Origin of the sequence: Bacillus sp. ISL-78 (assembly GCF_018613455.1) — a bacterium.
In the GTDB taxonomy this organism is placed as follows: Bacteria; Bacillota; Bacilli; order Bacillales; family DSM-1321; genus Peribacillus; species Peribacillus frigoritolerans.
On record NZ_JAGGQC010000013.1, the window covers coordinates 223,628 to 243,918 of the forward strand.

Sequence of the window (20,291 nt, forward strand, 5' to 3'; positions counted from 1 at the left end):
AATTGACAGCTGTTTGTATATGACTCATAATAGATATGGTTATGCTTTTTTTTGGAAAAAGTATGGAAAGCTGTGTCTTTTTTCTCAAAAAGCAAAGGGTATGCAGTTATCATATAAACAAAAATGACATTTTTTCAACTTCAGGAACAGGCGTATTATAGAAAGGGGCCTACTACATAATGGTAAAAAGAAGCAGGATCGTTGCGTTTTTTCTAATCGCACTTTTGATTTTCGCAGCGATGGGGACAACTTCAAAAGGAATCCTAAAGGATATCAAGCTGGGTCTTGATCTTCAAGGCGGTTTTGAAGTGTTATATGAAGTAAAACCGCTGTCAGGGGAAAAAATCACCCCGGACGTTTTACGGGCTACAGTAAGCTCACTTGAGCGGCGTGTCAATGTGTTGGGCGTTAGCGAGCCTAACATTCAAATAGAAGGGAAAGACCGGATCCGCGTACAATTGGCTGGGGTCAAAGACCAAAACAACGCTCGGGAAATCCTTTCTACACAAGCTAAATTATCCTTCCGTGATTATAACGATAAGGAAATGATGACCGGTGCCGACCTGAAAGAAGGCGGCGCGAAACAAACGTTCCAAGATAATAAACCGGTTGTCGAAGTCACGCTGAAAGACGTGAATAAGTTTAAAGAAATCACTCAAAAAATCTCCTCGATGGAAAGTCCGACAAATGTACTGGCAATCTGGCTGGATTTCGAGGAAGGAAAAGATTCCATTAAGGATACCTCTTCACAAGACAATATGATTTCAGCTCCAGCTGTCAGTGAAGTTTTCAATACGAAGAAGGTGTATATTACCGGTCAATTCACGGTGGAAGAAGCGAAAGAGCTTGCAGCCCTTCTGAATGCAGGTGCCCTGCCTGTAGATTTGAAAGAAAAGTACTCCACTTCAGTAGGTGCCCAATTCGGTGCAGGAGCATTGAATGATACCATTTTTGCGGGAATCATCGGAATTGCACTTGTTTTCATCTTCATGCTTGTGTATTACCGCTTCCCGGGATTCATTGCAGTCGTCACCTTAAGCATCTACATTTTCTTGACGCTATTAGTGTTTGATTGGATGAATGCGGTGCTCACGCTCCCAGGTATTGCGGCATTGGTACTCGGGGTCGGGATGGCTGTCGACGCCAATATCATAACCTATGAGCGAATCAGGGATGAATTGAAACTTGGCAGATCGGTTAAGGCAGCATATAAAGAAGGTACCAAGAATTCACTTGCTACAATCACGGATGCCAACTTAACGACCCTGCTGGCTGCGGCCGTATTGTTCTATTACGGAACAAGTTCGGTTAAAGGGTTTGCCACCACTTTGATCATTTCGATCTTAATGAGTTTCATTACTGCCGTTTATGGTACACGCCTGTTCATGAGCCTGTGGGTGAATAGCGGGTTCCTGGACAAACGTACGGGATGGTTTGGCGTGAAGAAGAAAAATATTCACGATTTATCCGAGAAAATGGATTTAATGTCATTGCCAACACGCTTTGATAAAATCGATTTCGTGAAACATCGGAAAGTTTTTTACGGCATTTCAATCGGTGTTACCATTATCGGGATCATCTTCCTGCTCGTCTTCAGATTGAATCTTGGGATTGATTTCACGAGCGGTACCCGAATCGAGATTGCGTCCAAAGACGTCTTGACGACTCAGCAAGTCAAAACCGAAATGAAAAAGGTCGGTATCGACGAAGATGATATCAAGGATGTCAGGCTCGCTGGACAAGACAATAAAAATGCTGTCGTTCGGACAGTCGGTGTCCTCGATAAGCAAGAGATTGCTGAATTGAAGGACCATTTCAAGAAAGATCACGGAGCAGAACCGAATGTCAGCACCGTATCACCGACAGTAGGAAAAGAGCTTGCGAAAAATGCCATGGTTGCGTTAGCGATTGCCTCAATCGGAATCATATTGTATGTATCGATACGATTTGAATGGCGAATGGCTGTACCAGCCGTGGTTGCGCTGATACATGATGCATTCTTCATCATCACGATTTTCAGCTTGCTCCGGCTCGAAGTGGATATCACCTTCATTGCTGCGGTTCTGACGATCGTCGGTTATTCGATCAATGATACGATCGTAACCTTTGACCGTATTCGTGAAAACCTGCGCTTCAGCCGTAAAATTAAAACCGTCGAAGAACTGGAGAACATTGTGAACATCAGTATCAGGCAAACGCTGACGAGATCCATTAATACGGTTCTCACCGTTCTCATTACGGTCATCGCGTTGATGATCTTCGGCAGTGAAGCTATCCGTAACTTCTCCATTGCCCTGTTTATCGGTTTAATATGCGGTGTGTATTCATCGCTATTGATCGCTTCCCAATTCTGGCTTGATTTAAAAATCAGGGAATTGAAGAAGAAAGGTCCTCTGAATACCGCAAAAGAAAAGAAACAAAGTCTTGAAGGACAAGTTTAATAGGTGAAAGGGGGCTGGCGTGTTGCCAGCCTTCTTTTTGTTGAACTAGCTTATGGAATAGGGAATTACAGCCAATTATGAGTTTAAAATAAAATTGAAACTGGTATATTCGTTTTGTATAATGAGTAGGTTGAGGGGTGAATAAATGTTAAAGCCAAAAACCCGGTGGAACTTGCGAACTGCCGATGAAAACAAAGTTGCTGTACTAGCTGAAGAGCTTCATATCACACCTTTGGTTGCAGCCCTGCTTGTGAATCGAGGCCTGGATACGATTGAAAGTGCCCGATCGTTTTTATTTGTAAAAAATCAAACTTTTCATGACCCATTTTTATTGAAGGATATGGATAAAGCAGTATATAGAATAAAAGAAGCGATTCAAAATGGAGAAAAAATACGTATATTCGGTGATTATGATGCGGACGGCGTGACATCGACCACCGTGATGATGACGGCGCTGACGAGATTGGGTGCCGATGTTGATTTTTATATCCCGAATCGGTTTACAGAAGGATATGGTCCGAATCCGATGGCATTCCGCCTTGCAGCCGAGCAAGGTGTTAAGGTATTGATAACCGTCGATACCGGAATTTCCGCAGTCGCTGAAGCGATACTTGCCGCCGAGCTAGGCATGGATTATATTTTGACGGATCACCATGAACCGGGACCGCAACTGCCTGAGGCATTGGCGATCATCCATCCTAAACTTGAGGACAGTACCTATCCATTTAAAGACCTTGCCGGAGTAGGGGTTGCATTTAAGCTTGCACACGCCTTGCTCGGGGAATTGCCTGAGGATTTGCTTGAAATAGCGGCAATCGGCACGATAGCGGATTTAGTGCCTTTACAAGGAGAAAACCGCGTCATTGCTGCAAAAGGCATAGAGCAGTTACGATTGACTCGCCGCCCGGGACTTGTTGCGTTAATGAAAGTGGCGAATGTTCAGCAGGAAGCATTGAATGAAGAATCGATCGGCTTTGCAATGGCACCGAGGATCAATGCTGTCGGGCGCCTTGGAGATGCCGATCCCGCTGTTGATTTATTGATGTCCGCAAATCTGGAAGAAGCAATGGAACTTGCTAATGAAATCAACGATATCAATAAAGAGCGGCAGGAAATGGTTGCAGCAATGGCTGAGGAAGCGATTGCTGAAGTCGAGGAAAACTTCCCGCCGGAGTCCAATGGCGTGCTCATCATTGGCAGGGAAGGCTGGAATGCCGGAGTTGTGGGGATTGTCGCCTCTAAACTTGTTGAACGCTTTTACCGGCCCACGATTGTATTGAGCTATGATCGGGATAAGGGATTAGCTAAAGGTTCTGCCCGGAGCATCGTTGGTTTCGATCTTTTTCAAAGTCTTTCCCAATGCCGTGAAATGCTGCCTCATTTCGGTGGACATCCCATGGCAGCTGGAATGACGTTGAAAATAGAAGATGTTCAGGAGCTTAGGGACCGCATGAACTTGATTGCGAAGGAAGAACTGAACGAAGAGGACTTCACACCGATTACAAACTTGGACGGTGCTACGACTTTAGCTGAAGTTTCCGTTCAAACGATTCAGGAAATGAGCTTGCTTGCACCATTTGGGGTTACGAATCCCAAGCCGAAGATTTTGATAGATTCCGTACAACTCTCAAGTGTCCGCAAAATTGGTGCCAACCAAAATCACTTGAAGGTTCAGCTGGAAGATGGTGAAAAACATAAACTTGACGGTGTGGGCTTCGGTCTCGGTCATTTTGTCGATGAAATAGCTCCGCACGCTGAAGTTTCGGTGATTGGAGAGCTCTCCATCAATGAGTGGAATAATATGAAAAAGCCCCAGATCTTTGTCCAGGATGTCTCGGTGGACCATTGGCAGTTATTCGATTACCGCGGCAAGGGACAGGCAGAGAAGTGGCTTGCCGACATTCCTGCACAAAACCGGAAGATCGTCATTTTCTCGGAAGATATTTATAGCAGATATCCATTTCTGCAGAACCATCCAGATCTCGTTCATATCGAGAATGAACTGGATGCTGAGCAGCTCGACTGCTTCGAAGGGCATTTGGTACTCATGGACATGCCGCCGTCCAGGGAATATTTGAAACGGGTGATTGCCAATAAGAACCCTTCCCGTATCTACGCTCACCTTTCCCATGAACAGGACCATTTCTTAAGTACGATGCCGACAAGGGATCATTTTAAATGGTTTTATGCCTTCCTTGCCAAGAAGGGTCCGCTTGATGTGAAAAGATATGGCGATGACCTGGCCAAATATCGCGGCTGGTCAAGAGATACAGTGGATTTCATTTCTAAGGTGTTTTTTGAGCTTGATTTTGTTACAATAGAAAATGGGTTAATTATGCTCACAACCAATGCGAAAAAACGCGATCTCAGTGAATCTGTATCGTATACAAGAAAGAAAGAGCAATTTGAGCTTGAACAAGAGCTTGTTTATTCTTCCTATCAGCAATTATTCGATTGGTTCAATCATTATTTAGTTCATGAGGCAACAGACCTTGAGGAGGAAACAAAGCAATGGATTTAAAGCAATATGTAACAATTGTGCAAGACTGGCCAAAACCGGGTATCGTCTTCAAAGATATTACAACATTAATGGATAACGGCGCAGCTTATAAATACGCAACAGACCAAATCGTCGAGTATGCTCGCGATAAAAATATCGACTTGGTGGTCGGGCCGGAAGCACGCGGATTCATTATCGGATGTCCAGTCGCATACTCATTGGAAGTGGGCTTTGCGCCAGTGAGAAAAGAAGGAAAACTTCCACGTGAAACGATTAAAGTCGAATATGGTTTAGAATACGGCAAGGATGTATTGACAATCCATAAAGATGCCATTAAACCGGGACAGCGTGTCCTGATTACGGACGATTTGCTTGCTACCGGGGGAACAATCGAAGCGACGATCAAATTGGTGGAACAGCTTGGCGGAATTGTAGCCGGAATTGCCTTCCTTATTGAATTGACTGACTTGGATGGAAAAGATAAATTAGACGGCTATGATGTCTTGACATTAATGAGCTTTTAATAAAGGAGGGCACTCTGACCAGGGTGCCCTCTTTCTGTTTTTCCCATTTTAGCTGGATTTTGTCGAATTTCCAGTGAAAAAAAGCACTATTCTTAATAAAATACACGTTTAACCCTTTACATCCTTGCCTTTTTTTTCGATAATAGTAATAATAAAGAGTTTTTCTGCTAATAAGTTTATTTGCACTTTTATCCGTTTAAGCGGATTTATTTTTTTTCGCAAAAATTGTCACGTTTTGCAGAATAAAGGGAAGTGCTACCAATCATACTCAATCCGGATCATATCCGGTGGCAGTTAAAGTGGGGTTAAGGTGATTAAATGGCTAATGATCAAATATTGACTGCCGAGCAGGTTGTAGAACGGGCCAGCTTATATCTTCAGCCGGAAGAAGCTGAATTTATTCATAGAGCGTTTAAGTATGCAGAGTATGCTCACCGAGAACAATTCCGTAAATCGGGAGAGCCGTATATTATTCATCCGATTCAAGTGGCGGGCATTCTGGCTGATCTTGAAATGGACCCTGCAACCATTGCGGCAGGTTTTTTACATGATGTTGTTGAAGACACGGAGGTCACTTTGAAGGATATTGAAGAAAATTTCAGTCCTGAAGTCGCCATGCTTGTGGATGGCGTGACCAAGTTAGGGAAAATCAAATACAAATCACAGCAGGAGCAGCAGGCGGAAAACCATCGGAAAATGTTCGTGGCGATGGCCCAGGATATACGGGTCATCTTGATCAAGCTTGCGGACAGGCTGCATAATATGCGGACATTGAAGCATCTGCCGCAGGAAAAGCAGAGAAGGATATCGAACGAGACGTTGGAAATCTTCGCACCGCTGGCCCATCGTCTCGGGATCAGCACGATTAAATGGGAACTCGAAGATACTGCACTAAGGTATTTGAATCCTCAGCAGTATTACCGAATCGTCAACCTGATGAAGAAAAAGCGTGCAGAACGTGAAAACTATCTGGAAGAAGTCATAGATGAAGTGCGTAAAAACGTTGAGGAAGTCAACATTAAGGCTGACCTGTCCGGCAGGCCGAAACATATTTACAGCATTTATCGCAAAATGGCTTTGCAGAATAAACAGTTCAGTGAAATTTATGATTTGCTTGCCGTTCGGATCGTTGTCAATAGCATAAAAGATTGCTATGCCGTTTTAGGGATCATCCATACATGCTGGAAGCCGATGCCTGGCCGATTCAAAGACTATATCGCGATGCCGAAGCCGAATATGTATCAATCGCTCCATACGACGGTGATCGGACCGAAAGGCGATCCGCTGGAAGTGCAGATCCGTACTTCCGATATGCATCGCATTGCCGAGTTCGGGGTTGCTGCGCACTGGGCTTATAAAGAGGGAAAAGATGTCGGTGAACAGCCTTCACTGGAAGAAAAATTGACATGGTTCCGGGAAATTCTTGAATTCCAGGATGATGCGACTAATGCCGAGGAATTCATGGAATCCCTTAAAATAGATCTTTTTTCTGATATGGTATTCATTTTCACTCCAAAAGGAGATGTCATCGAATTGCCATCAGGATCCAACCCGATTGATTTCGCTTACCGGATTCATTCGGAAATCGGAAACAAAACGATTGGTGCCAAAGTGAACGGGAAAATGGTACCGCTGGATTATAAACTGAAAACTGGCGATATCATAGAAATCTTAACATCGAAGCATTCATATGGTCCAAGTCAGGATTGGCTTAAACTGACGCAAACATCTCAAGCGAAAAATAAGATCCGCCAATTTTTCAAGAAGCAGCGCCGGGAAGAAAATATCGAAAAAGGCAAAGAGCTTGTTGAAAAGGAAATCAAGGATATGGAGTTCGACCTGAAGGAAATCCTGGCTGCGGAGAATATCAGGCGTGTTGCGGATAAATTCAATTTCCTGAATGAAGAGGATATGTATGCAGCAGTCGGATATAACGGAATAACAGCCCTTCAGGTAGCTAACCGCCTTACCGAAAAATGGCGTAAGCAGAAAATGGTCGAGCAAGAAGCGGATATTTCTGAAGCGGTAGCCGATCTGAAAACCTTCTCCAATACATCTAAAAAACGTGACTCGGGCGTACAGGTACCAGGGATTGATAACCTGCTTATCCGCTTATCACGCTGTTGCAACCCAGTACCAGGGGATGAAATCGTTGGTTATATAACCAAAGGCCGCGGCGTTTCAGTTCATAGGCAAGATTGCCCGAACCTGGATAGCGGGGATGCCGATCATCGCCTTGTACCGGTTGAATGGGAAAGTACGATTAACGAACGCAAGGAATACATCGTGGAAATTGAAATCAGCGGCTATGACCGTCGCGGCTTATTGAATGAAGTTCTTCAAGCCGTCAATGAAACCAAGACCAACATTTCAGCGGTCTCGGGTAAATCCGACAGGAATAAGGTCGCGACCATTCACATGTCGATTTATATTCATAACATTGCCCATTTGCAAAAGGTTGTCGACCGCATTAAACAAATTTCAGATGTTTATTCCGTTAGAAGGATCATGAACTAAGGAGTCTTTATTGCCATGCGTGTTGTTTTACAACGTTCCAAAGCGGCAAAAGTAGTTGTCGCAGACCAAATAATCGGACAAATCGACAGCGGTCTTGTCCTGTTGGTTGGTGTCACCCATGGAGATACAATCGATGACGCCGCCTATTTGGCCGAAAAGATTGTCAATCTAAGGATATTTGAAGACGAAAATGAAAAGATGAACCACTCACTATTGGATGTGGGAGGTTCGATTTTATCCGTTTCACAATTCACCTTATACGGCGATTGCCGTAAAGGCCGCCGACCGAACTTCATGGACGCCGCCCGTCCTGAAGAGGCGAAAGAATTATATGAAGCATTTAACGAGGAACTCCGCAAAAAAGGCGTCCATACGGAAACAGGTCAATTCGGTGCCATGATGGATGTTCAGCTTACTAATGACGGTCCCGTCACATTAATACTTGAAAGCAAAAAATGACCTGCTGCGGCAGGTTTTTTTGTAGAAAAGCCAGCTTCGATGCGAAGCTGGCTTTTCTAGTCCTTATTTAAAATACCGTGCCAAGCCATTATAGATGGCCGATGTGATTTTTTCTTGATACTCATTCGATGTTAATGTCAATTCTTCCACTGGATTACTTAAATAACCTAGTTCAATGAGTGTTGCTACCCGTTTATTTTCACGGGTAACATGATAATTCCCGTATCGGGATCCGCGATTGGGCACCTGCATGGTGGAACCGAGTGAATTGGCCAGTGTAGCCGCCAACGCACGCTGGTAATCATGATAGTAGTATGTGGTTATCCCGCTGGTGATCTGGTCCTTGGTGCTATCATAATGGAGGCTGATGAAAGCATCCGCGTTATGTATATGAGAAGTACTGACCCGGGAAGGGAGTGGAACATAGGTATTTCCGCTCCTGGTCAGGATCACTTTAGCTCCTGCCGCCTGAAGTTTGTCCCGCAGCAATTCTGCCGTTCGCATCGTCAGGTTTTTCTCAAGTGTTCCACCGACCCCGATTGTACCGCTATCCCTGCCGCCATGGCCGGGATCGATCACAATCGTTTTATCCTTTAGGTATTTCTCAACGCCAGGTCGTTGAATCTGCTCGGCATTCCCTTCGATCGTCACGATCCATCCGGCCACATAAGCAGTTTTTCCGCCCTTTAGTTTAATGGAATACCAGTCGCCTTCCATACCTGATGCCGTGAACGTTTCACCTGCATTGGCTTGCCCTACAATCCCCGAGTTGCCATCCGGCTCACTTCTAAGGATCGTACCATCATGAATGATGGTAATCTTGTTTCCTTTTACATCAACCCTTTTTTCCTTTGCCGTTTGCTCGACATTCTCTTTTTCCAGGTACCAACTCACTACCCAGCCCTTTTTTGAACCAGTGAGCTGGATCTGTGTCATATTTCCCTTTGTTTGGAGCACGGCGTAAGTCTCATCCTTGTTCACCGAACCGATGACCTTGCTTGAGAGCGAGGCTTCATTCCTGACAGTTAAACCCGTGGCGGTCACCCTTGCAGTAGCGCCTGTCGTGTCCTCTTTCATATCAGCATGATCTTCGCTCACCTGTATGTAAGGTTCAGCTACCCAACCGCGGGTTCCTTGGAAATCAATTTCAGCCCATTCATTTTCAACCCTGTAGACGGTCACTGACGTATTTTTATTCAGCTTTCCGAGTGCGGCACTGCTTGTTGACGGTTCCGAACGGACATTGAGCCGGTCCACCAAAGTTACTCCGGTTTTCACGGATTGATTCGTTCTTTTTTCCTTGGTTGAATCTTTCTTCGCTGCTTTTTCTGATACGGAGGGAAGCGTAATGTAGTCAGCAGAGACCCAGCCTTCGATATCCGCCGTTTTGACCTTTATCCAATTCTCATTTTTTTCAATGATGTCAACAAAAGTTCCTTTACTCAAGGACCCAACCGTTTGAAATGTAGTGCCGGGACCTGTTCGGACACGGACGGAGCTGCCTGATATCGTCCCTTGTCCGGATCCCTTTTTGACCTGATTGTTATCAGACCCTGTTTGTCTATCCACTAACCAATTGGCAACCCAGCCCGTTTTGCCGGTGCCGATCCGGATTTCAATCCAGTCGCCATCTTCATCAAGAATGGGATACGATTCCCCTTTTGACAGTTTTTTTACGATAGGGAAACTGAGACCTGCACCTTCACGGACATTGACCACTTGGGTCGTCACGATATTTTCCCCATCATCTTTTCCAAAAGCGTGATGGACGGGGAAAATCACTGAGAATATCAGCATCAGTGTCAGGCCGAATAAACCCGATTTCTTCTTCATAAGTTGTCTCTCCCTTTTAATGTCTATATGTATGTATTCTCGTTCAATGAAAATTTCCCTCTTTCCCTGTGCAAAAAACATTTTTTTTAGGAAAGAATAGAGCTTATATAACTGTAGGAGGGAAACCACATGAAATTCAGCGAAAAAGATCAAACGAGCTTAAGCGGAGGCAATCAAGTACTGGGTGTCGATTTTCACGATTTCATCCAAAAGGAACAAAGCGCAAACCTTGTTGAATTGGCATCCGAATTCGGGGTCAATGTCCGGACGATCAAAAATTTGAAAAAACGTTTGAACCAGTAAAATGCGACAAAAATCCTCAGACTGCCTTGACATTTGATGTTAACGTCCGTATGATTATAAAATATCAGACTTATTACTGCAATAACCAATGATGGAGAAGAGTAATTAAGAAACACATGAAAAGAGAGGAAATGCCGAGGCTGAAAGCATTCCACATGATGACTTAATGAAAGAACCCTCCGTAGGCTTCACTCCGAACGGATTTACTTAATAGGAGATGGACGTAAAACAGGCGTTAACTGTTTTTGAGCGGAAGCACTTTTTTTGTGCTTCAACTAGGGTGGCACCACGGGATATCCAAACTCTCGTCCCTTGTAACATATACGTTACAAGGGGCGGGAGTTTTTTGTTTGGAAAAAATCAGTATAGCGTGCCGTCATAAGAAAGGCCGCTTTGCTTTAAAGGAGGAAACACATATGTCTATTCAGATTCCTAGAGGTACCCAGGATTTATTGCCTGGCCAAACGGAAATTTGGCAGTATATCGAGGACACAGCGCGTGATATTTGTCACCGTTACCAATATAAAGAAATCCGCACACCGATTTTTGAGCACACGGAATTATTTTTACGCGGTGTTGGCGATACAACCGATATCGTTCAAAAAGAGATGTATTCATTTCAAGATCGCGGTGAAAGGAACTTAACCCTTCGTCCGGAAGGCACTGCATCGGTTGTACGGTCATATATCGAGAACAAAATGTTCGGGTGGGCCAATCAACCGGTCAAGCTTTATTATATCGGACCGATGTTCCGTTACGAACGTCCGCAAGCAGGTCGATTCCGCCAGTTCGTTCAATTCGGCATCGAAGCTTTAGGAAGTAAGGATCCTGGAATCGATGCAGAGGTTCTGTCACTTGCGATGAACCTGTACAAGGAACTTGGTTTGAAAAAGCTGAAGCTTGTCATCAACAGCCTTGGTGATAAGGAAAGCCGGACAGCGCATCGCAATGCGTTAATCAAACATTTCGAACCACGCATCGGCGAGTTTTGCGGCGATTGTCAAAACCGCCTCGAAAAAAACCCTTTGCGTATCCTGGATTGCAAAAAGGACCACGATCACGAATTGATGAACACGGCTCCTTCCATCATTGAATATTTAAATGATGAATCCCGTACTTATTTCGAAAAGGTGAAACAGCACTTAACTGATTTGGAAATCGAATTCGTCGAAGATCCGACTCTAGTGAGGGGCTTGGATTACTATAATCATACCGCATTTGAAATCATGAGTGATGCAGAAGGCTTTGGCGCCATCACTACACTTTGCGGCGGGGGCCGTTATAACGGGCTGGCTGAAGAACTTGGCGGACCGGAAACACCAGGAATCGGCTTTGGACTTAGCATTGAACGGCTGATTGCTGCCCTCCAAGCAGAAAACATCGAGCTTCCGATCAAAAAGGGAATTGACTGCTATCTTGTCTCACTAGGTGAAACAGCCAAGGATTATACCGTCAAACTTGCCCATCAATTGCGGAATGCCGGTTTTACCGTCGAAAAAGACTATCAAGACCGTAAAGTGAAAGCACAATTCAAATCAGCCGACCGCCTCGAAGCAAGATATGTGGCGACACTTGGGGATGATGAATTGGCAAATAATAAAATCAATGTAAAGTTCATGGAAACCGGTGAACAAGTCCAAATGGATCTTGCAACATTCGTTGAACAATTCAAAAAGCTACAGGCTTAAGGGGGAAATACCATGTTTGGCAGAACATACTTCAATGGTGAAGTGACAGAAGCAGCTATTGGTGAAAAAGTAACATTAAAAGGATGGGTACAAAAACGCAGGGATTTGGGCGGGGTCATCTTTATCGACCTACGTGACAGAAGCGGAGTCGTCCAGGTCGTTTTCAATCCTGACATTTCGGCAGACGCGCTTGCCACAGCCGAAAAAATCCGTAATGAATACGTCCTTGATATCCAAGGGACAGTCATCAAACGTGACGAAGCCAACTTCAATCCGAACGTAACAACAGGTACCGTCGAAGTTCAAGCCGAAAACGTTACAATTTTAAACGAAGCAAAGACCCCTCCATTCATCATTGATGAAAGAACGGATGTATCAGAAGACATCCGCTTGAAATATCGTTATCTGGACCTGCGTCGTCCGGCGATGTTCGAAACATTGAAAATGCGCAACAAAACAACAAAAGCGATCCGTGACTACTTGGACGGTGAAGGTTTCCTTGATATCGAAACTCCTATCTTAACAAAAAGTACACCTGAAGGAGCACGTGATTATTTAGTGCCTAGCCGCGTGCACGAAGGGGAGTTCTATGCACTTCCGCAATCACCGCAAATCTTCAAGCAGCTATTGATGGTATCCGGTTTCGAACGTTATTATCAAATTGCCCGCTGTTTCCGAGATGAAGACTTACGTGCTGACAGACAGCCCGAATTCACGCAAATCGATATTGAAACAAGCTTCATGAGCCAAGAAGATATCATTAACACGGCAGAAAACATGATGGCTAAAGTGATGAAAGATGTAAAAGGATTGGACGTAACACTTCCATTCCCTCGAATGACTTACAATGAAGCGATGAGCCGTTACGGTTCCGACAAACCGGATACGCGTTTCGGAATGGAACTTAAAGATGTTTCCGAAATCGTCAAAGACAGTGATTTCAAAGTGTTCACCGGTGCTGTAGCAAGCGGCGGTCAAGTTAAGGCAATCGTCGTCAAGGACGGAAATGCGGATTATTCCCGTAAAGACATTGATGGCTTGGCTGAATTTGCAGCGATTTACGGTGCTAAAGGCCTTGCATGGCTAAAAGTTGAAGAAGACGGTGTAAAAGGACCAATCGCCAAATTCTTCGCAGAAGATCAAGAGCAATTAGTATCTGAATTGGAAGCTGAAGTGGGCGATTTAATCCTATTCGTGGCGGACAAGAAAGGCATAGTCGCAGATGCACTTGGAGCACTTCGCATCAAGCTTGGTAAAGAAAGAGGCTTAATCGATCAAAGCAAATTCAACTTCCTATGGGTGACGGACTGGCCATTACTTGAATATGACGAAGAAGAAGGACGCTACTATGCGGCACACCATCCATTCACAATGCCATTCCGTGAAGACATGGACAAACTGGAATCAGACCCAGCAAGCGTCCGTGCACAAGCATATGACCTTGTCCTGAACGGCTACGAACTTGGCGGTGGATCACTGCGGATATTCGAACGCGACGTTCAGGAAAAAATGTTCAAAGTTCTTGGATTCTCCGAAGAAGAAGCAAACGCACAATTCGGCTTCCTAATGGATGCATTCGAATACGGAACGCCACCACACGGCGGAATCGCCCTTGGACTGGACCGCATGGTCATGCTGCTTGCAGGCCGCACGAACCTTCGCGACACCATCGCGTTCCCGAAAACAGCAAGCGCAAGCGACCTGCTCGTTGACGCACCGAGTACCGTAAGTGACAAGCAATTGGCCGAACTTAACCTAAGGCTTGCTGCACTTAAAAAATAATTCATTTGGGAAAAATATGAAAAAATACCTATGTGTTTTTCCTTGAAATAGAGTTAAGCATTATGCTATGATGTTTTCAACAAGTAAGAGTCCTGATGTGTTCGTTCTTTAACCTATAAGTTTTGACCGAACACTTATAGTTACCGGGAGCACTAGTTTCCTGGCCGCGTAAAAGCCTCCCTCGAAGAGGACTTACAAACGCGAGGAACCGAGCACCCACCTGCGGAGAGCGGGTTCAAAACAAAGGCGTAAACGGCACAATTGGGACTCTTACACCTTACAAAGCAACTCATGTTAAATAACATGGGTTTTTTTGTGCATTAAAATAGTTAACTTACGAGTAAATGGTGCAAACTCACGAGTAAATAGCGTGAAATCACGAGTAAATGGCGTAAACTCACGAGTAAATGGCGAACTCACGAGTAAATGGCGTGAACTCACGAGTAAATAGTGAAAACTCACGAGTAAATGGCGTGAATTCACGAGTAAACAGCGGAAATTCACGAGTGAGCTACAATTTCATGAATTAAAAAAAGTAAACGTACGGTAAAACGATTTCAGTTCCTAGCAGGAAAAAAAGGGAATAATAAAGAAGCTAAAGGAGAAGGAGTTGATGTATGGATGTTAAAACCGTGTGAAAAGCCTATGAAAATGCTCAAACTGGAGGCATTAAGCAGGAGGCTATCAGCAAATCATCCAAAACAGGAAAGAATAAAGAACGATTTCCGAAAAAATCCGTACAGGATTTAACGGGGAGCGGAGTATCGGAAAGGAGTTGAAGAATCTTCCGAAAGAATATCGAGTATTTCATGATTTGAGGTTGGACCACGATGGGAGCCGTTATTTTCAAATGGATTTCCTAATAATCACCCGGAATTACTGTATCATCATTGAAGTGAAAAACTTTGCAGGAACGCTCTATTTTGACCGTACCTATCCCCAATTGATTCGTTCAAAAGACGGACAGGAACAGGCATATCTGGATCCGCTAATCCAGGTCGACGTGCAAAAATCCCGATTAAATGATTGGCTTACTTTTCACAAATTCCCCTCGCTGCCGATTGAAACGTTAATTGCCAACGCAAACTCGAATACGATCATCAGGACTACCCCAGGTTTTACCCCCATTTTCAAAAAAATCACGGGAAAAGAAACCCTCATCACCAAAATCAATACCCTTGAAAAAAAGTATCCTTCCGAGCAATTAACCCAAAGGCAGAGCACTAGACTTTCGAACACGATTCTGCAAAAAAACACTCCACTTAATCCTGATATACTCAATTTATATCAAATCGATGAGCAAGATCTGCTAAAAAGCGTTCAATGTCCTGAATGCGCTGCTCTCCATATGCACTATCACTGGGGCAAATGGACATGCAGTCAATGTTCATACGCCTCTAAAGATGCCCACATTCAAACTCTTCGCGATTTTGCTCTCCTCATAAAACCCAATATAACAAATAAACAAGCACGGCTCTTTTTACAAATAGATTCAATTGATATCATGCAGCGGATGCTGTCTGCACTGGAATTGCCTTATTCGGGGCAATTTAAAAATAGAGCTTATAAACTTAATGGATTAATTCACGAGTAAACGGGCCAAATTCACGAGTAAATGACGCAAACTCACGAGTAAATGACGCAAACTCACGAGTAAATGACGCAAACTCACGAGTAAACGGCCAAACTCACGAGTAAACAGGCCAAAATCACGAGTAAATGACGCGAATTCACGAGTAAATTGCACAACTTCCCAAGCTCAGGCCCCAAACTCAAAGAAAACACCCAAAAAACCAGCGAATAAACTTCAAATATTCCCATTTAAGTAACACTCCGCAGTATAGATTCGTAAATTATAGTAAGGTTGAGCAATTGAAGCCAAGGATAGAAAGTAGTGAGGGCTTTGAAAGATTTATTGTATGCTAAGAGGATGGAAATGCTTCAATTAGTGGAGCGGCTAGTGAATATAGATAGTGGTTCTCATACGAAAAAGGGTATTGATGAAATTGGCTCGATTTTAAAAACCAAATTTGAAAGTCTGGATTTTATTGTGAATACCGTTGAGCAACAGAATTATGGCAATCAGCTGGTCATCCAGCATCGTGATGCGCATCAACCGCATATTCTGGTCGTTGCCCATATGGATACGGTTTTTCCGGAGGGCACAGCGCAAAAACGTCCTTTCAAAGTGAGGGGAAATCGGGCATACGGTCCTGGTGTGGCGGATATGAAGTCAAGTTTGGTTGAGCTTTTTTATGCGATCCTTTGCCTGAAACAGACGGGGCAGACAGGCTATAAGCATATCCAGATCATTCTTAATAGTGATGAGGAGATCGGGTCTCCGTCATCTGTTTCACTCATATCGGAAAAAGCGGCCAATAAGAAGTTTGCGCTAATTCTTGAACCGGCAAGGACGGACGGTTCGCTTGTCACGGCAAGAAGGGGTTGCGGTCAGTTTAAAGTGGATATTGCGGGGGTGGCCGCCCATTCAGGGATCGAGCCGGAAAAGGGACGAAGTGCAATTGAAGAATTGGCCCATAAGGTAATCGCCTTACATCGATTGAATGATCTGCAGAAAGGAATCAGCGTGAATGTCGGCAAAATTGAAGGGGGCTCCGCTGTCAATATGATCGCTTCCCATGCGGCTGCTTTCGTCGATGTGCGGATTTCGGAAAAAAGGCAGGAAGCCATCATCCTCAAGCAACTGAAAAAAATCTGTGCCGAAACCTATATTCCAGGAACGAAAACGACATTAAGCGGGAAAATGGACCGCTCTCCCATGGAAAAGAATGAGAAAACGAACGTGCTTTTAGAGTCGATCCGGCAGGCTGGGAAGGAAATCGGCATCGAAATCACGGATACGGCCACGGGTGGAGGTTCGGATGCTTCCATCACTTCTGATTTGGGAATCGCGACAGTGGATGGACTCGGGCCCATTGGAGGGAATGCACATAGTGAAGAGGAGTATTTGGAAATCCCCAGCCTTACGGAAAGGACACTCCTATTGGCAACCGTCATTCAAAAATTATCAAAAATGACCTAGCACACTAATTCCGATTAGACTGCTCATATTTCGCTTGTCATAAATGATGTTTATGATATATTGTTAATTGGGAAGCTAAATAAGAACAGAATTTATTGGAGTTGAATATATATGCTGCATCAGTTTTCACGTAATGAATTGGCAATTGGCAAGGAAGGAATCGATATTCTGAAAAACACGACCGTTGCCGTCCTGGGTGTTGGAGGCGTTGGTTCATTTTCAGCCGAAGCATTGGCACGCACCGGGGTAGGCCGTATTATTCTTGTGGATAAAGACGATGTCGACATCACAAATGTAAACAGGCAGATCCATGCTCTATTATCAACAGTCGGTCAACCGAAAGCGGAATTGATGAAAAGTCGGATTCAAGACATCAATCCTGACTGCGAAGTGATCGCTCTTAAAATGTTCTATACAGAAGAGACATTTGAGGAATTCTTCAGCTATGGTCTGGACTATGTCATTGACGCATCGGATACGGTCATTTATAAAATGCATGTGATGAAGGAATGCCTTAAACGGAATATCAAGGTGATTTCTAGCATGGGGGCCGCTAATAAGATGGACCCGACGCGTTTTCAAATTGCCGATATCTCCAAAACGCATACCGATCCGCTAGCCAAGGTCATTCGTACTAGATTGCGTAAAGAGGGCATAACAAAGGGAATTCCCGTTGTCTTTTCCGACGAGAGCCCTATTGTCATTCGTGAGGATGTGCGGAAAGAAGTCGGCAATGATGAGGCAAAAATCCGTAAAGCCCAAATGCCTCCGTCTTCGAATGCTTTCGTACCATCCGTTGCGGGTTTAATTGCAGCAAGCTGGGTGATCAATGATCTATTAAAAGACATTGAAGTTCGCCGTGTAAACGATTGATAATAAATCAACTGACTCTATAATGGGTCAGTTTTTTTGTGCCGAATAGCATATATTCCCTTTTAATAACTTTTTTATCCATATCATATAGACGGGGTCGAAAGAATGAGATAAACTATTTTCAGAATATTGTTTTTATTTAAATATTCTGAGAACATATAAAACAAGGGGGTTTCAAATGAAGAAGAAAAAGCTAGCAGGAGTGTTTCTATCACTTTCATTGGTTGCAGGGGCGCTGGCAGGTTGCAGCGGCGACTCGAAAACTAGCAGTTCAGGCGGGGGTTCATCAAAATCGGGTGACACCATTAAAATTGGGGCCAACCTTGAATTATCCGGAGGAACGGCATCATTCGGCCAATCGGCTGCCGATGGTTTAAAACTGGCCATCGATGAGATTAATAAAAAGGGCATCGACGGTAAAAAACTTGAAATCGTTAAGGTTGACAATAAATCTGATGCAGCAGAAGCTACAAGCGGTTCGATCAAGTTAGTCAGCCAGGACAAGGTTGTGGCTGTAGTCGGATCTGCAACAAGCACGAATACATTGGCACAGGTTCAAGTCGCACAAGATAATAAAGTACCTCTCCTCACACCAACTGCAACAAATCCCGACATTACCAACAAAGCTGGAAAATTAAATGATTATGTGTTCAGAACTTGCTTTATCGACCCATTCCAAGGTACGGTGGCAGCCAATTTTGCATCTGACGAAATTGGGGCCAAGACGGCTGCGATCTATGTGGATAGCGCAAGTGATTATTCTAAAGGATTGGCCGCGGCTTTTAAAGAAGCATTCACTGCCAAGGGCGGTAAAATCGTGGCGGAAGAAGCTTATGTAACGAAAGATACTGATTTCCGTTCTACATTGACACGTATCAAATCGGCAAAACCTGAGTTCGTATTCCTTCCTGGATATTATGAGGAAGTCGGATTGATCCTAAAACAGGCCCGTGAAGACGGCATGGACCTTCCATTCATGGGCGGGGACGGCTGGGATTCCCCGAAGGTCGTTGAAATTGCCGGAGCGGATGCTTTAAAGAATACGTATATTACGAATCACTATTCCCCGGAAGATGAAGATGCAAAAATCCAGGATTTCGTTGCAGCCTTCGAAAAGGAATACGATAAAACACCGGATGCTTTTGCAGCACTTGGCTATGACACTGGGTACTACCTGGCAGATGCCATCAAGAGATCTGGAGATGCTTCCCCTGAAAAAATCAGACAAGCGCTGGAAGATGTAAAAGATCTTCAATTAGTTTCCGGAACACTGAACCTTGATGAAAATCATGATCCGATCAAATCTGCGACCATCTTGGAATATGTGGATGGCAAACAAACATTCAAGACAAAAATCAATCCATAATACCTTACGTGGATAGGGGGCAAGTCCCCCCTATTCTATATTCACTTAAAAAACACCTTAACGGGGAGAGTGCAATATGGAACTGATTCAGCAATTGGTAAATGGCATTTCACTCGGAAGCATTTATGCATTGATCGCGCTTGGTTATACGATGGTTTACGGAATCGTCAAGCTCATAAATTTCGCCCATGGTGACGTATTCATGGTTGGTTCATTTGTGGGGTTTTACGCCATTACCGTAATGGACTTATCCTTCATACCGGCTTTATTGATTTCGATGGCCACATGTGCCATCTTTGGCGTTTTAATTGAACGCATTGCTTATAAACCCCTTCGTAATGCAACACGGATTGCGGCCTTGATAACGGCCATCGGTGTTTCCCTTCTGATAGAAAATGGGCTGATTTACATCCGGGGCGCCCAGCCGGAAGCCTATCCAAATAATGTCCTTCCGATGGATAAACTCGATATATTCGGGGTTTCCATCAGCAGTCAATCGATATTGATCCTATCCGTATCCATCATTTTGATGATCATCCTGCAATTCGTTGTCCATAAAACAAAAATCGGCAAAGCGATGCGTGCCGTTTCATTCGATTCCGAGGCGGCCAAGCTGATGGGAATAAATGTGAACAATACGATTTCGGCTACGTTCGCCATAGGTTCGGCCCTGGCAGGGGCAGCTGGTGTCATTTTTGGCATCTACTATATAAAGATCGAACCGTTGATGGGTGTCCTTCCTGGCCTCAAAGCATTTGTTGCAGCCGTCTTGGGCGGCATCGGCATCATTCCGGGAGCGATGGTCGGCGGTCTGCTGCTTGGAGTGATCGAGGCTTTGGTCAGTGCCGCCGGTTACTCATTATGGCGCGATGGAGTGGCTTTCGTCGTACTTATCTTGATTTTGATTTTCTTGCCGCAGGGACTGTTCGGTAAAAATAAAAGAGAAAAAGTATAGGGGAGAC

15 protein-coding genes, 1 other RNA gene and 1 other annotated feature are annotated in these 20,291 nt (G+C 44.3%); of the genes, 14 read left to right on the top strand and 2 right to left on the bottom strand.

From position 1 onward, the window contains the following. Positions 1-179 precede the first annotated feature (179 nt). From secDF to dtd, 5 genes are all read left to right on the top strand, one after another. Positions 180-2,441: a protein translocase subunit SecDF gene (secDF, locus tag J7I96_RS15015; protein ID WP_214773399.1), complete on the top strand. Its 2,262-nt coding sequence runs from the start codon at positions 180-182 to the stop codon at positions 2,439-2,441. Between the two features lie 145 nt (positions 2,442-2,586). Continuing rightward, a complete protein-coding gene (recJ, locus tag J7I96_RS15020; RefSeq protein ID WP_214773400.1) occupies positions 2,587-4,962 on the top strand; it encodes a single-stranded-DNA-specific exonuclease RecJ in 2,376 nt (791 codons plus the stop codon). Then, on the top strand, positions 4,953-5,465 hold the full coding sequence (locus tag J7I96_RS15025) for an adenine phosphoribosyltransferase (protein ID WP_034308789.1): 513 nt from the start codon (positions 4,953-4,955) through the stop codon (positions 5,463-5,465). The genes recJ and J7I96_RS15025 overlap by 10 nt, the downstream gene beginning before the upstream one ends. A 318-nt stretch (positions 5,466-5,783) precedes the next feature. After that, on the top strand, positions 5,784-7,982 hold the full coding sequence (locus tag J7I96_RS15030) for a RelA/SpoT family protein (protein ID WP_214773401.1): 2,199 nt from the start codon (positions 5,784-5,786) through the stop codon (positions 7,980-7,982). Positions 7,983-7,997: 15 nt separating this feature from the next. Further along, positions 7,998-8,441 (top strand): D-aminoacyl-tRNA deacylase, encoded by a 444-nt coding sequence (gene dtd / locus J7I96_RS15035; RefSeq protein ID WP_214773402.1) that lies wholly within the window; start codon positions 7,998-8,000, stop codon positions 8,439-8,441. A 63-nt stretch (positions 8,442-8,504) separates the two neighbouring features. Here the strand turns inward: dtd and J7I96_RS15040 are convergent, their stop codons facing one another. Then, positions 8,505-10,274: an N-acetylmuramoyl-L-alanine amidase family protein gene (locus tag J7I96_RS15040; RefSeq protein ID WP_214773403.1), complete on the bottom strand. Its 1,770-nt coding sequence runs from the start codon at positions 10,272-10,274 to the stop codon at positions 8,505-8,507. 129 nt (positions 10,275-10,403) lie between these two features. Between J7I96_RS15040 and J7I96_RS15045 the strand changes: the two genes are divergently transcribed. The 5 genes from J7I96_RS15045 (at position 10,404) to J7I96_RS15065 (ending at position 15,641) form a co-directional block, all read left to right on the top strand. Next, positions 10,404-10,577, top strand: a complete 174-nt coding sequence (locus tag J7I96_RS15045) for a hypothetical protein (RefSeq protein WP_034308777.1) — start codon at positions 10,404-10,406, stop codon at positions 10,575-10,577. 79 nt (positions 10,578-10,656) lie between these two features. Beyond that, positions 10,657-10,893: a binding site (T-box leader), on the top strand. A gap of 100 nt (positions 10,894-10,993) precedes the next feature. Next, on the top strand, positions 10,994-12,265 hold the full coding sequence (gene hisS / locus J7I96_RS15050; RefSeq protein WP_214773404.1) for a histidine--tRNA ligase: 1,272 nt from the start codon (positions 10,994-10,996) through the stop codon (positions 12,263-12,265). Positions 12,266-12,277: 12 nt separating this feature from the next. Next, a complete protein-coding gene (aspS, locus tag J7I96_RS15055; protein ID WP_048683760.1) occupies positions 12,278-14,047 on the top strand; it encodes an aspartate--tRNA ligase in 1,770 nt (589 codons plus the stop codon). A gap of 86 nt (positions 14,048-14,133) precedes the next feature. Then, positions 14,134-14,319, top strand: a non-coding RNA gene (ssrS, locus tag J7I96_RS15060) — 6S RNA. Positions 14,320-14,780: 461 nt separating this feature from the next. Further along, positions 14,781-15,641 (top strand): NERD domain-containing protein, encoded by an 861-nt coding sequence (locus tag J7I96_RS15065; RefSeq protein WP_311315242.1) that lies wholly within the window; start codon positions 14,781-14,783, stop codon positions 15,639-15,641. Here J7I96_RS15065 and J7I96_RS15070 read toward each other — a convergent pair. Continuing rightward, a complete protein-coding gene (locus tag J7I96_RS15070; RefSeq protein WP_215048088.1) occupies positions 15,627-15,794 on the bottom strand; it encodes a hypothetical protein in 168 nt (55 codons plus the stop codon). The genes J7I96_RS15065 and J7I96_RS15070 overlap by 15 nt on opposite strands. Before the next feature lie 189 nt (positions 15,795-15,983). On the opposite strand from J7I96_RS15070, the gene J7I96_RS15075 reads away from it, so the two are divergent. The 4 genes from J7I96_RS15075 to J7I96_RS15090 all read left to right on the top strand — a co-directional run bounded on the left by J7I96_RS15075 (position 15,984) and on the right by J7I96_RS15090 (position 20,284). Beyond that, positions 15,984-17,090, top strand: coding sequence for a M20 family metallopeptidase (locus J7I96_RS15075; protein WP_214773407.1), 1,107 nt, complete (start codon positions 15,984-15,986; stop codon positions 17,088-17,090). Between the two features lie 111 nt (positions 17,091-17,201). Next, positions 17,202-17,963: a tRNA threonylcarbamoyladenosine dehydratase gene (locus J7I96_RS15080; RefSeq protein WP_214925036.1), complete on the top strand. Its 762-nt coding sequence runs from the start codon at positions 17,202-17,204 to the stop codon at positions 17,961-17,963. Between the two features lie 178 nt (positions 17,964-18,141). Beyond that, positions 18,142-19,329 (top strand): ABC transporter substrate-binding protein, encoded by a 1,188-nt coding sequence (locus J7I96_RS15085; protein WP_214773409.1) that lies wholly within the window; start codon positions 18,142-18,144, stop codon positions 19,327-19,329. 76 nt (positions 19,330-19,405) lie between these two features. Further along, entirely contained in the window at positions 19,406-20,284 is an 879-nt protein-coding gene (locus J7I96_RS15090; RefSeq protein ID WP_034308761.1) for a branched-chain amino acid ABC transporter permease, read from the top strand. The last annotated feature ends 7 nt before the right edge of the window (positions 20,285-20,291 follow it).